Source organism: Streptomyces synnematoformans, assembly GCF_039531005.1.
GTDB classification, from domain to species: Bacteria; Actinomycetota; Actinomycetes; order Streptomycetales; family Streptomycetaceae; genus Streptomyces; species Streptomyces synnematoformans.
On sequence record NZ_BAAAPF010000216.1, the window covers coordinates 1 to 12482 of the forward strand.

Sequence of the window (12482 nt, forward strand, 5' to 3'; positions counted from 1 at the left end):
CCCCCACGCCGGGGACCCCGCGGGGCCGCGGCCCCGGCGGGCGGGGGCGGCCCGCCCCCCGGGGGGGGAGCCGGCCGCCAGCCCGGCGACGACGCCGGACAGCCCGGAGCCGACGGCCACGACCCCGGCCGAGGGCCGCGTCACGGCGCCGGACACCGCGGAACCGCGGTCGGCGTCCCCGTCCACCGGCACGCCGGCGCCCGGCCGGAGCACGGAGGACGGCGGCGGCAGCGGCAGCGGCGGGGACGGCGGCGGATCGGGCGGCTCCGGCGGCGGCTCGGACGGCGAGTCCGACCGCGGCGGCCTCGACCTCGACCTCCCCCTGCTCCCGGGCCTCCTCTGACCGACCGGGGTCCGGCTCACGACGTACGGCGGCCGCGGGTACCGCCGCGACGCACACCCCCGGCCCGTGACCCGCCCGCACGCCGGACGCGTCAACCCGGGCCGCAGCCCGCAGGCGTTCAGCCCGCCCGGGGCCTCAGGCCCACAGCGCCTCCGCCACCACCACGCCGACGAAGGCCGCGCCGAGCCCGGCCACGACGCTGGCGGCGACGTTGGCGGCGGCGAAGAACCTCGCCCCGCTCTCCGCCAGCCGCAGCGTCTCGTACGAGAACGTCGAGTAGGTGGTCAGCGCCCCGCACAGCCCGGTGCCGACCAGGAGCCGTACCGGGTCGGCGGCGGCGCCGTAGGTGACGGCGCCGGTGAGCAGGCCCAGGACCAGGCAGCCGGCCACGTTGGCGGTGAACGTGCCCCAGGGGAAGACGGTGTCGTGCCGCTTCTGCACCGCCACGTCGGTCAGGTACCGCAGGGGCGCGCCGACGGCCGCGCCGGCGAGGACCAGCAGCCAGTTCACGTCGCGCGCTCTTCCGTCCTGCCGACGTACCGGATGACCTCGCAGTCGTCCAGGATCACCAGGCCCTCGCCGACCAGTTCGTCCAGCTGCGGCAGGAAGGCGCGGACGCGCTGTTCGTCGTCGACGATGACCACGGCGACGGGCAGGTCCTCGCTCAGCGACAGCAGCCTGCTGGTGTGGATCAGCGACGAGGCACCGAAGCCCTCGATGCCGCGGAACACCGACGCCCCCGCGAGCCCGGCCTTGTGAGCCCGGTGCACGATCTCGGTGTACAGCGGCTTGTGCTGCCAGACGTCGTTCTCCCCGATGAAGATCGTCACGCGCAGCGCGCGACCGGTCAGCCTTGTCATGCCTGCCTCCACGTCACGATCCGGCGGGTCGCCCACGCCGCGCTCCCCACCGCCGCCAGCGCCACCAGCAGCGTCAGCCCCAGGTAGGCCAGCGCCGCGCGGGCCCGGTCGGCGTCGACCAGCTGCTGGATGTCGACCGCGTAGGTCGAGAACGTCGTGAACCCGCCCAGCACCCCGGTGCCGAAGAACGGCCGCACCAGCCGGTGGGCCGCCCACACGTCGCTGATCACGACCATGAACACGCCGATCACCGCGCAGCCGGCCGCGTTCACCACCAGCGTGGTCCACGGGAAACCGCCGTCGGCCGTGGGCCACAGCAGGGACGCGCCGTAGCGGGCCGCCGCGCCCGCCGCGCCGCCCAGCGCCACCGCGGCCAGCACGGGGACCTGCGTCCGCCAGGCGCCGGGCCGCTGCACGGGGACATGGAGGTCGACGTCCGGATCGGTGGGCTCGCCCACGGCCGGGGGGTGCACGGGCTTCATCAGGTGCTCCTACTCGCCGGGCGCGCCCGGTCCCGGGCGCGCGTGCTCGCAAGCAGGGACCGTTGGCGGCGCAGGCGCCGCGGTTCGGGTACGGCGGGCCCCACCGCCGCGGGACGGCGCGCCCGGCGGACCGGCGGCCGTCACCCCCACCCAGGCTACCCGTGCCGCCCCCGCCCCGCGCGTCCGGCCGCTCGCCCCCCGCAAGCACCCACTCGCGTAAGAAACCCGTCAACGCCACCCGTCACCTCGTCAGAGCACCGTCAATGACGGTCACATCGGCGCCTGCCCGGGGTTTCCCTGGTCCTGTCCGTTCGATTCGACGTGACAGCGACACCCGACACCCGACACCCGACACCCGACACCGTCTAGGAGCACCGATGGCCGACGCGGCCTTCGTCGTCACCGCACTCGTGGTCTTCGTACTGGTGGCACTCATCGCCCGCGGCGTGAGCAAGCTGTGAGCGCCGACAACGTGGCGGGCCTCATCGTGGCCGTCGCCCTGCTGGGCTACCTGGTCCTCGCCCTCCTCTTCCCCGAGAGGTTCTGAGGTCCCTTCTCATGAGCCCGACACTCGCCTCCGTGCTCCAGGTCTCGGCGCTGGTCGCCGCGCTGGCGCTCGTCCACCGTCCCCTCGGCGACCACATGGCCCGGGTCTACGCCGGCATGAAGCACAGCCGTGCCGAGCGGTGGATCTACCGCGCCGTCGGCGCCGACCCCGACGCCGGGATGCGCTGGCCCGCGTACCTGCGCACCGTGCTCGCGTTCTCCCTGGCCGGCGTGCTCCTCCTCTACGCGCTCCAGCGGCTGCAGGACCGGCTGCCGCTCTCCCTCGGCTTCGCGCCCCTCAGCCCGGACCAGGCGTTCAACACCGCCGCGTCCTTCACCTCGAACACCAACTGGCAGTCGTACGCGGGCGAGTCGGCGATGAGCCACCTCACCCAGACCGGCGGTCTGGCCGTGCAGAACTTCGTCTCGGCCGCCGTCGGCATGTCCGTCGCGGTGGCGCTGATACGCGGCTTCGCCCGTGCCCGCACCGGCGAGCTGGGCAACTTCTGGGCGGACCTGGTGCGCGGCACGGTACGGATCCTGCTGCCCGTCTCCGCCGCGGCGGCCGTGCTGCTGGTCGCGGCGGGCGCGGTCCAGAACTTCTCCGACGTGCAGTCCGTGACCACCGTGACCGGGCAGACGCAGCACCTCACCGGCGGCGCCGTCGCCTCCCAGGAGGCCATCAAGGACCTGGGCACCAACGGCGGCGGCTTCTACAACGCCAACTCCTCCCACCCCTTCGAGAACCCGGACGGCAGCTCCAACCTGCTGGAGGTCTTCCTCCTGCTCCTCATCCCGTTCTCGCTGCCGCGCACCTTCGGCACGATGGTCGGCAGCGTCAGGCAGGGCTACGCCGTCGTCGCGGCGATGGCCGGCATCTGGTTCGCCGGCGTGGTCGCGGTGACCCTGCTGGAGGCGGCGCACCCGGGCACCGCCGCGCAGCTCGCGGGCGGCGCGATGGAGGGCAAGGAGCAGCGGTTCGGGGAGAGCGCCTCGTCGCTCTTCGCCGTGTCGACCACGATGACGTCGACCGGCTCGGTCAACTCCTTCCACGACTCGTTCTCCGGACTGTCGGGCGGCGTGCTGCTGTTCGGCATGATGATCGGCGAGATCGCGCCCGGCGGCGTCGGCTCCGGGCTGTACGGGATGCTGGTGATGGCCGTCGTCGCGGTGTTCCTCACCGGGCTGATGGTGGGCCGTACGCCCGAGTACCTGGGCAAGAGGCTCGGGCCCCGCGAGATGAAGCTCGCGGCCTGCTACCTCCTCGTCACCCCCGCGCTGGTGCTGTCCGGCACGGCGCTGGCGATGGGCACCGGCAACGGCGAGTCGGCGATGACGAACACCGGCCCGCACGGCTTCTCCGAGGTCCTCTACGCCTACACCTCCGCCTCGAACAACAACGGCAGCGCCTTCGCGGGCTTCGGCGCGGACACCGGGTTCCACAACACGGCGCTCGGCCTGTGCATGCTGCTGGGCCGGTTCCTGCCGATGGTGTTCGTGCTGGCGCTGGCCGGCTCGCTCGCCCGGCAGCGGCCGGCGCCGGCGTCGGCCGGGACGCTGCGCACCGACAAGCCGCTGTTCACCGGCGTGCTGGTGGCGTGCATCGCCATCGTCGCCGGGCTCACCTTCTTCCCGTCGCTCGCGCTCGGGCCGCTCGCCGAAGGACTGGCCGCATGACCCTCCAGACCCGGACCCCCGCTCCCACCCCGCACACCGCGGGCACGGATCCCGTACGGCACGGGCCCGGACCGCGGGTCGCCGGCGGGCTGTTCGACCCCCGGCAGCTGCTCCGTTCCGTACCCGACGCGCTGCGCAAGCTCGACCCGCGGGCGATGGTGAGGTCGCCGGTCATGTTCGTGGTCGAGACCGGCTCGGTGCTGACCACGGTCCTGGCCGTCACCGACCCCGGCGACGGCTTTGGCTGGCTCATCGCCGGCTGGCTCTGGCTCACCGTCGTCTTCGCCAACCTCGCCGAGGCCGTCGCCGAGGGCCGCGGCAAGGCGCAGGCCGCCACCCTGCGCCGGGCGAAGACGGACACGGTGGCCCGCCGCCGTACGGCCCACGGCGAGGAACGGGTGCCCGGCACCGGACTGCGCGTGGACGACCTCGTCGTCTGCGAGGCCGGCGACGTCATCCCCGGCGACGGCGACGTGGTCGAGGGCGCCGCCTCCGTCGACGAGTCCGCGATCACCGGCGAGTCGGCCCCCGTGATCCGGGAGTCGGGCGGCGACCGCTCCGCGGTCACCGGCGGCACGAAGGTCCTCTCGGACCGCATCGTCGTACGCATCACCGCCAGGCCCGGCGAGACGTTCCTCGACCGCATGATCGCGCTGGTCGAGGGCGCGGCCCGGCACAAGACGCCGAACGAGATCGCGCTGAACATCCTGCTCGCCTCGCTGACCGTCGTCTTCCTCCTGGCCGTCGTCACGCTCCAGCCGTTCGCGGTCTACGCGGGCGCCGAGCAGCCCCTCGTCGTCTTCACCGCGCTGCTCGTCTGCCTAATCCCGACGACCATCGGCGCGCTGCTGTCCGCGATCGGCATCGCGGGCATGGACCGGCTCGTACAGCGCAACGTGCTCGCCGTGTCCGGCCGCGCCGTCGAGGCCGCCGGCGACGTCAACACCCTCCTCCTCGACAAGACCGGCACCATCACGGTCGGCAACCGGCAGGCCGCCGAGTTCCGTCCGGTCGGCACGGTGGACGTCCCCGAACTCGCCGACGCCGCGCAGCTGGCGTCGCTCGCCGACGAAACGCCCGAAGGCCGCTCGGTGGTCGCGCTGGCGCAGGAGGAGTACCGGCTGCGCGAGCGCCGTCCGGGCGAGCTGACGCACGCCGCCTGGGTGCCGTTCACCGCGCGGACCCGGTTGTCCGGCGTGGACGTCGCCGGCCGGCAGATCCGCAAGGGCGCGGCCGGCGCGGTGGCCGCCTGGGTCGCGGAACACGGCGGCGGGCCGGACGCCGAGGTGGCCGCCGAAGTGGCCGAGGTCGTCGACGCGATCTCCGGGTCCGGCGGCACCCCGCTGGTCGTCGCGGAGCGCACCGGCGAGGGCGTCGCCGCCCGCGTGCTGGGCGTCATCCACCTCAAGGACATCGTCAAGGAAGGCGTGCGGGAACGGTTCGCCGAGCTGCGCCGGATGGGCATCAGGACCGTCATGATCACGGGTGACAACGCCGGAACGGCGGCGGCCATCGCCGCCGAGGCCGGCGTGGACGACTTCCTCGCCGAGGCCACGCCCGAGGACAAGCTGGCGCTCATCAAACGCGAACAGGCGGGAAGCAAGCTCGTCGCCATGACCGGCGACGGCACGAACGACGCCCCGGCGCTCGCCCAGGCCGACGTCGGCGTCGCCATGAACACCGGCACCGCCGCCGCCAAGGAGGCCGGGAACATGATCGACCTGGACTCCGACCCCACGAAGCTCATCGAGATCGTGGAGATCGGCAAACAGCTCCTCCTCACCCGCGGCGCGCTCACCACGTTCTCCCTCGCCAACGACGTCGCGAAGTACTTCGCGATCATCCCCGCGATGTTCGCCGCCGCCTACCCGGGCCTGGACGACCTGAACGTCATGCGGCTGTCCTCGCCGGAGTCGGCGATCCTCTCCGCGGTCGTCTTCAACGCGCTGGTCATCGTCGCGCTGGTACCGCTGGCCCTGCGGGGCGTGCGGTACCGCCCGGTCAGCGCCGACCGGATGCTCCGCCGCAACATCGCCGTCTACGGCCTCGGCGGGCTGGCGGCCCCGTTCCTCGGCATCAAGCTGATCGACCTCGTCGTCTCGCTCATCCCCGGAATCGGCTGAGGGACCCCGATGAACACTTCCGCACGCACCACCGCCCGGCTGCTGTTCAGCGCGCTGCGCGCGCTGCTCGTGCTCAGCGTGGTCACCGGCGTGGTCTACCCGCTGGCGGTCACGGGGATAGCGCAGGCCGCGTTCCCGGACCAGGCCAACGGCTCGCAGGTGGAGTACGAGGGCCGGGAGGCCGGTTCGAAGCTGATCGGCCAGACCTGGAACCTCAAGGGCACGGACAAGCCCGACCCCCGGTGGTTCCAGCCCCGCCCCTCCCACAGCGCCTACGACCCCCTGACCACCGGCTCCTCCCAGCTAGGCGCCTCCGACGCCACGCTGGTGAAGTCGGTACGGGAGACCCGGAAGCAGGTCGCCGCCTTCAACGACGTCCCGCCGTCGGCCGTCCCGAAGGACGCGGTCACCGGCTCGGCCTCGGCGCTGGACCCGCACATCTCCCCGGCGTACGCGGAGATCCAGGTCGGCCGCGTAGCAAAGGAGAACGGCCTGGCGCAGGCGCAGGTCGAGAACTTGGTGAACGCCCACACGGAGGGCCGCGACCTGGGCTTCCTGGGCAACGAGCGGGTCAACGTCCTGGAGCTGAACCTGGCCCTGTCCCGCCTGCCGGCCAACTGACCCCACGACGGGCGGTGGCATCGACGTGGCGGCAGGCGGTCCGACCGTCAGGGGAAGCCGAGCGTGCCGGGCGAGTTGATGTCGATGGTGACGACGCCCGGCGGGTAGTCCCCCTCGGCCTCGGTCAGCAGGATCGACATCCCGGTGAACTCGGCCCGGGGTAGGGCGCAGTACAGGGCGTGGCAGGTGTCGGAGGCGCCGTAGCCGTCGCGGACCATGGTCCCCACCGAGGCGGCGGCCATGGCGTCGAGCGGGTCGACGACGACCGAGGAGAAGGCCAGCACCCGGCGGTGCAGATGCTCCTCGCCGGCCTCGGCCTGCATCAGGCACAGGGCGGGGATCCGCAGCTGGTCGCCGGGGGTGTGGGCCATGTTGCCCGCGAGCAGGTTCAGCGCCTTGTGCCCGGTGGCGAGAGCCTTGACCGCGCCGGTGTCGAGGATGATCAAGCCGCGCTGCCCCGGGCGGCGCGGGCCTTCTCGGCGGCCATCCTGTAGATGTTGCCGAGGACGTCGGGAGCCTGGTCGAACTCCTCGTCGCTCAGGTCGATACCGATCAGGCGGCGCGCGACCTCGCGGTCGGCGGCCAGGCGCTCGGCCCGCTGGGCCGCCGTCGGCTGCTCGGCCGCGAGAGCCTGGACCAGCTGGCCCAGGCTCATCCCCCGCTCCTTGGCAAGCTCGGCCAGATGATCCCGGACTTCACGGGAGACCTGAATCGTCGTCGTCATAGCCCCACTATAGGCCACCCATGGCAGCTCGGCGAGGCAGCGGGGCAGCGGGGCAGCGGGGCAGCGCTGCACCCCGTACCGCTCGGCTGGGTGATCCGGGCCGGGGGCAGCGCTATGTTGAGCGCCAACCGGTTACAGGAGAGGCCCCATGCACGACGAAGACCCCGGTCAGACGATCGACAGCAGCGTCCCGCACTCCGCGCGGGTGTGGAACTACTTTCTCGGCGGCAAGGACTTCTACGCGGTGGACCGCCAGGCCGCGGAAGCGTACAAGGCGGCATTCCCCCAGATCACCGACATCGCCCGCACCGACCGCGCGTTCCTGGCCAGGGCCGTGCGGTACCTGGTCGCCGAGGCGGAGGTCCGCCAGTTCCTCGACATCGGCACCGGGCTGCCGACGATGAACAACACCCACGAGGTCGCCCAGCGCGCCGCGCCGAGTTCGCGCATCGTCTACGTCGACAACGATCCCCTGGTCCTCACCCACGCCCGCGCTCTGCTCACCTCCACACCCGAGGGCACCTGCGACTACATCCACGCCGACCTCCGCGACCCCGAGGAGATCCTGGCGCGCGCGGCCAAGTCGCTGGACTTCAGCCGGCCGGTAGCCATCACCCTGCTGGGCATACTCCACTTCGTCCCGGACTACGACCAGGTCCGCGCCATCGTCCGCCGCCTGCTCGACGCCGTGCCGGCAGGAAGCCACCTGGCGCTCACCCACGCCACCCTCGACCCGTCCCTGGGCGGCGAGGAGGTCGCCGCGAAGAACCGGGCAGCGCAGGACGAGTACAACGAATCCGCCGACGTCCCGCTCACTCCCCGGTCCCGGGAGGAGATCAGCGCGTTCTTCGAGGGCCTTGAGGTGATCGAGCCGGGTGTGGTGTCCATGAGCCGGTGGCGGCCCGAGCGGACCCGTTTCGGCACGCCGCCCCCGGTGTTCGGGTACTGCGGAGTCGGCCGGAAACGCTGAGCGGATCAGCCGCTTCACCATCACCGTGTACCGGGGCCAGCCGTCGTCCGGCCCGAACTCGTCGGCCTTCTCGTAACCCCAGCCCTCGTACAGGCGGACGACCTTGGCGTGCGCGGTCTCCACCTGGAGCGACACCATGTCCGCCGCCACGGGACCGACCAGTGCGTCATGGATCCTCCTGGCGCGACCGGTCCCACGCCACGTCGGCAGCACCATCAGCTCCGAGAGGGCGAACACGGACCCGCGCAGATCACGCCGCCGCTCACTTCCCTTCCACCACCCACCGGGAGCAAGCATCGCCCCGTAGGCGTACCCGACCGCGCGGCCGCGATTTCCGGGTCCACGTCGCCGTCGAGGACGACGCCGTACGCATCGAGGTCCACGACGCCGCCCACGCACCCCCGCACCTGTGCACCCCGGCGGACACCGACGCCCAGCGCCACCCTTCTGGGTGATGGCGCGTCGGATACTTTCGAAGTAGTTTCAAAGTCATGGCTACCGAAAACGCGGCCGTGAACTTCTCCGAGCTGGTGAACAAGAACAAGCAGACGCTTGCCCGGCTCCAGGAATCGCCGAGCCTGCTCCTGCACCGCAGAGACGGAGAGGATCTGGTCCTCACCACCGCGGCACGGGCCGAGCAGGACCAGACGGTGGTGTCAGCAGCCACGCGCATGCTGGCCGCCATGGCGCGCCGGGAGCCCGGCAGCATGGAACTACTCCTCAACATACTGCCGGACGCGTTCCCGTGGGTCCGTTTCCTGCCCGAGTCCGATCTGCACGCCTTCGCTGTCGAGTTGGTCGACACCATGCGGGCCGCCGACTCGCTCGGCAACAGCGCGTCGGTCGCCCAGTTGCTCGTCGCCTGGCAGCACACCGCCGAGGTCTACTCCGACCCGGAACTGCTGGCCGCGCTGACCCGGGACCACGGCGAAGACTACGGCCCGGTGCCGGACCCCCGGGACGTCGCATGACTGCGGGTCGCGGCGACCGCGCCGCGCCCCCGGCGCCGGACGGCCACTGGGAAGTCCGCTTCGCTGACGCAGCCTCGGCCAAGGGCTGGGAGAACCTCGCCCAGCAGGCCCGCGAGAACACCTACCGCGCCTGGGCGACCATGCGCACCGCCCCGAGACCCGTCACCGAGACGTCCCGGCACCACCGCCTCAAGGGCGGTCTGGCACACGGAACCCACCGCGGACGGACCTGCGAGCAGTGGCAGATCGAGGTGACCGGCGGCGGACGCATCTGGTACCTCCTGGACACCGCCCGCGAGACCTGCTGGATCACCTTCGCAGGCACCGGGCACCCGCGGGCCACCGACCGACGCTGAGCCCACACGGCCTGGTCGGCGCGCTCGGCTTGCACCTGACGTTGGCGTGAGCTTTTAGCGTGGAGGGCTCACGCACACGGCCGGTTCGGCCGCGGGGAAAGGCAGAGCGTCATGCGCGCAGTCCGGTATCACCAGTACGGCGGTGCGGAGACTCTCGTGGTCGAGGAGGTGGCGGAGCCGCATCCCGGGGGCGGGGAGATCCGTGTCCGCGTCACGGTGGCCGGGGTCAACGCCGTCGACTGGAAGGTGCGTTCCGGTGCGGTGCGGGACGTGCTTCCCGTGGAGTTGCCCGCCATTCCCGGGCGGGACGCCGTCGGCGTGGTCAACGCGACCGGTGCGGGGGTGCGGGGAGTGCGCGTCGGTGAGCGGGTTTTCGGGCTGGGGGGTGTCACCGGTGCGACGGCGGAGCTGGCCGTGTTCTCGGCCTGGGCCCCCGCGCCGGGGGCGTGGAGCGACGAGGAGGCCGCGGGCGCCGGGCTGGCGTCGGTGACCGCGCTGGGCGGGCTCAACGCGCTGGGCCCGCTGCGGGGGCGCACCCTCCTCGTCGAGGGCGCCGCCGGGGGCGTCGGCAGCGCCGCGGTCGAGATCGCGGTGGCCCGGGGCGCCACCGTGATCGGGACCGCCGGTGCGCGCAACCACGGGTTCCTCTCCGGTCTCGGGGCCGTCCCCACCACGTACGGCCCCGGTCTCGCGCAGCGCCTGGCCGCCCTCGCCCCGGGCGGTGTCGACCTCGCCCTCGACACCGCGGCCTCCGGCTCCCTGGCCGATCTCATCGCGATCACCGGCGACCCCGCCCGGGTGGCGACGGTCGCCGACTACGCCAACGCCCACCGCCTGGGGGTGCACCTGGCCAACGCCGAGAACGACCCCGCGCTCCTCGCCGAAGCCGGCGAACTCGGCCGGCAGGGCCGCTACACACCCCGCATCGAGCGGACCTACCCCCTCGAACGGATCGCGGACGCACACGCGCCGCCGCACGCGGACACACCCGGGGAAAGCTCGTGGTCCGCGTCTGAGCCCGCCCCGGGCCACCGCCTCGCAGGTGGCCGTTCCCGGCCGGCCTGCCCGGGCCGTAGCGTCGCCGGTCAGAGGGTTCCCGGCACGCACACCGGGGTCGGTCCAGGGAGGGAACACACCATGGCCGTGATCGCGCATCTCAGCGACATCCACATCGACGACGAGCGCAGCGTCCGTCGCACGCGGGCGGTGGTCGACTACCTGGAGGACCTGCCGTACGACCTCGACCTCGTCCTCGTCACCGGCGACGTCGCCGACCACGGGGCGGACGAGGAGTACGCGACGGCCCGCGGCCTGCTCGACTCCCGGCATCCGGTGCTGGTCTGCCCCGGCAACCACGACGACCGGGGCGCCTTCCGGCGCGGGCTGCTCGGGGACGCGACGGATGCGGCGGACGCGGGGGATGCGGGGGATGCGGGGGCCGTTGACCAGGTGTACCGGGGGGCCGGGTTCACGGTGCTGGCGTGCGACTCGTCGGTGCCGGGGAAGCCGGAGGGGTGGCTCGGGGACGAGACGCTGGAGTGGCTGGCGGCGGAGGTGGGGCGGGCGCCGGAGGGGGACGCCGTGCTCGTCGCGTTCCACCACCCGCCGGTCGAACTGCACGTCCCGTACGTCGACGGGATCCGGCAGTTCGACGCGGGGCGGCTCGCGGAGCTGGCCGGGCGGCACCCCCGGATCACGGCCTTCCTCGCCGGTCACGCGCACACCGCCGCCGCGACCACCTTCGCCGGCCGCCCGCTGCTCGTCGCCCCCGGCGTCGTCAACACCGTCCGGCTGCCCTGGGAGCGGCAGGCGCACGCGGACCACCACGTCCATCTCGACCAGCCGCCGGCCCTGGCCTTCCACGTCCTGACCGAGGACCACCGGCTGACCACCCACTTCCGTACGGTGTCAACCGAAGGTTGACGTTCAGGGGGTGTCAACCTACGGTTGTCAGCATGACGGAACCCACGCGCTCGACCAACCCCGTACGCCTCGACGACCTGATCGAGGCCATCAAGAAGGTCCACACCGACGTTCTCGACCAGCTCACCGACGCCGTCGTCGCCGCGGACCACCTCGGCGAGGTGGCCGACCACCTCATCGGCCACTTCGTCGACCAGGCGCGGCGCTCCGGCGCCTCGTGGACCGACATCGGCAAGAGCATGGGGGTCACCCGGCAGGCGGCCCAGAAGCGGTTCGTGACCAAGGGCGCGGACGAGGGCGTCACGCTGGACCCGAGCGAGGGCTTCGCGCGCTTCACGGCCCGCGCCAAGAACGTCGTGATGGCCTCCCAGAACGAGGCCCGCGCCGCCGGCAACACCGAGATCGGCCCCGCCCACCTCGTCCTCGGGCTGATCGCCGACCCCGCCGGCATCGGCGCGGCGGCGATCACGGCGCAGGACATCCTGCTGGACACCGTGCGGCAGGAGGCCGTCGCCGCGCTGCCGCGGCCGGCGGGGGGCACGGTCCCGGAGCTGGTCCCGTACAACGCGGCGGGGAAGAAGGCGCTGGAGCTGACCTTCCGCGAGGCGCTGCGGCTGGGGCACAACTACGTCGGTACGGAGCACATCCTGCTGGCGCTGCTGGAGCAGGAGAACGGCGACGGCGTGCTGTCCCGGCTCGGCGTCGACCGCCCGGCGGCGGAGGCGCACATCGCGGCGGCGCTGGCACCGCTGCGGGAGCAGAGCGGGGGCGGCGGGGCGTAGGCCGCCCCCGGCGGGCTTACGGCCCCCGGCAGGCGCACCGCCCGAGCAGGCGCACGGCCCCGGGCGCCGCGCAGGCGCCGGGACGGGCGCACGTGCCCCGGCAT

General features: G+C 73.0%; 13 protein-coding genes and 3 pseudogenes. 11 read left to right on the top strand and 5 right to left on the bottom strand.

Annotated elements, in window-relative coordinates; genetic code table 11:
• Positions 1-343 (top strand): annotated as a pseudogene (locus tag ABD317_RS25740) (hypothetical protein); the annotation flags it as partial.
• Positions 344-478: 135 nt separating this feature from the next.
• On the opposite strand, the gene crcB (ABD317_RS25745) reads toward ABD317_RS25740, so the two are convergent.
• Genes crcB (ABD317_RS25745) through crcB (ABD317_RS25755) form a run of 3 tightly spaced genes read right to left on the bottom strand, consistent with a single transcriptional unit; the run spans position 479 to position 1685 of the window.
• Positions 479-853: a fluoride efflux transporter CrcB gene (gene crcB, locus ABD317_RS25745; RefSeq protein WP_344292431.1), complete on the bottom strand. Its 375-nt coding sequence runs from the start codon at positions 851-853 to the stop codon at positions 479-481.
• Complete coding sequence (locus ABD317_RS25750; RefSeq protein WP_344292433.1) at positions 850-1203, bottom strand: DUF190 domain-containing protein; 354 nt, start codon at positions 1201-1203, stop codon at positions 850-852. The genes crcB (ABD317_RS25745) and ABD317_RS25750 overlap by 4 nt, the downstream gene beginning before the upstream one ends.
• Positions 1200-1685 (bottom strand): fluoride efflux transporter CrcB, encoded by a 486-nt coding sequence (crcB, locus tag ABD317_RS25755; protein ID WP_344292435.1) that lies wholly within the window; start codon positions 1683-1685, stop codon positions 1200-1202. The genes ABD317_RS25750 and crcB (ABD317_RS25755) overlap by 4 nt, the downstream gene beginning before the upstream one ends.
• A 457-nt stretch (positions 1686-2142) precedes the next feature.
• Here crcB (ABD317_RS25755) and kdpF point away from each other — a divergent pair, with 457 nt between their 5' ends.
• The 4 genes from kdpF to kdpC are packed head-to-tail and all read left to right on the top strand — an operon-like array spanning position 2143 to position 6652.
• Positions 2143-2232: a K(+)-transporting ATPase subunit F gene (kdpF, locus tag ABD317_RS25760; RefSeq protein ID WP_344292437.1), complete on the top strand. Its 90-nt coding sequence runs from the start codon at positions 2143-2145 to the stop codon at positions 2230-2232.
• Positions 2233-2243: 11 nt separating this feature from the next.
• Positions 2244-3908, top strand: coding sequence for a potassium-transporting ATPase subunit KdpA (gene kdpA / locus ABD317_RS25765; RefSeq protein WP_344292439.1), 1665 nt, complete (start codon positions 2244-2246; stop codon positions 3906-3908).
• Positions 3905-6031, top strand: a complete 2127-nt coding sequence (kdpB, locus tag ABD317_RS25770; RefSeq protein ID WP_344292441.1) for a potassium-transporting ATPase subunit KdpB — start codon at positions 3905-3907, stop codon at positions 6029-6031. The genes kdpA and kdpB overlap by 4 nt, the downstream gene beginning before the upstream one ends.
• 9 nt (positions 6032-6040) lie before the next feature.
• Positions 6041-6652, top strand: a complete 612-nt coding sequence (kdpC, locus tag ABD317_RS25775) for a potassium-transporting ATPase subunit KdpC (protein ID WP_344292443.1) — start codon at positions 6041-6043, stop codon at positions 6650-6652.
• A gap of 47 nt (positions 6653-6699) precedes the next feature.
• On the opposite strand, the gene ABD317_RS25780 is transcribed toward kdpC, so the two are convergent.
• Both ABD317_RS25780 and ABD317_RS25785 read right to left on the bottom strand, forming a co-directional pair.
• Positions 6700-7098 (bottom strand): hypothetical protein, encoded by a 399-nt coding sequence (locus ABD317_RS25780; protein WP_344292445.1) that lies wholly within the window; start codon positions 7096-7098, stop codon positions 6700-6702.
• Positions 7095-7376, bottom strand: coding sequence for a hypothetical protein (locus ABD317_RS25785; protein WP_344292448.1), 282 nt, complete (start codon positions 7374-7376; stop codon positions 7095-7097). The genes ABD317_RS25780 and ABD317_RS25785 overlap by 4 nt, the downstream gene beginning before the upstream one ends.
• A gap of 148 nt (positions 7377-7524) precedes the next feature.
• On the opposite strand from ABD317_RS25785, the gene ABD317_RS25790 reads away from it, so the two are divergent.
• The 6 genes and pseudogenes from ABD317_RS25790 (at position 7525) to ABD317_RS25815 (ending at position 12378) form a co-directional block, all read left to right on the top strand.
• A complete protein-coding gene (locus tag ABD317_RS25790) occupies positions 7525-8346 on the top strand; it encodes an SAM-dependent methyltransferase (protein WP_344292450.1) in 822 nt (273 codons plus the stop codon).
• 491 nt (positions 8347-8837) lie between these two features.
• Entirely contained in the window at positions 8838-9317 is a 480-nt protein-coding gene (locus tag ABD317_RS25795; RefSeq protein ID WP_344292452.1) for a hypothetical protein, read from the top strand.
• Positions 9314-9673: a hypothetical protein gene (locus ABD317_RS25800; protein ID WP_344292454.1), complete on the top strand. Its 360-nt coding sequence runs from the start codon at positions 9314-9316 to the stop codon at positions 9671-9673. The genes ABD317_RS25795 and ABD317_RS25800 overlap by 4 nt, the downstream gene beginning before the upstream one ends.
• Positions 9674-9784: 111 nt before the next feature.
• Positions 9785-10689, top strand: a pseudogene (locus tag ABD317_RS25805) (NADP-dependent oxidoreductase).
• A 142-nt stretch (positions 10690-10831) separates the two neighbouring features.
• Positions 10832-11596 (top strand): annotated as a pseudogene (locus ABD317_RS25810) (metallophosphoesterase); the annotation flags it as partial.
• 32 nt (positions 11597-11628) lie between these two features.
• On the top strand, positions 11629-12378 hold the full coding sequence (locus ABD317_RS25815) for a Clp protease N-terminal domain-containing protein (protein WP_344292456.1): 750 nt from the start codon (positions 11629-11631) through the stop codon (positions 12376-12378).
• Positions 12379-12482 lie beyond the last annotated feature (104 nt).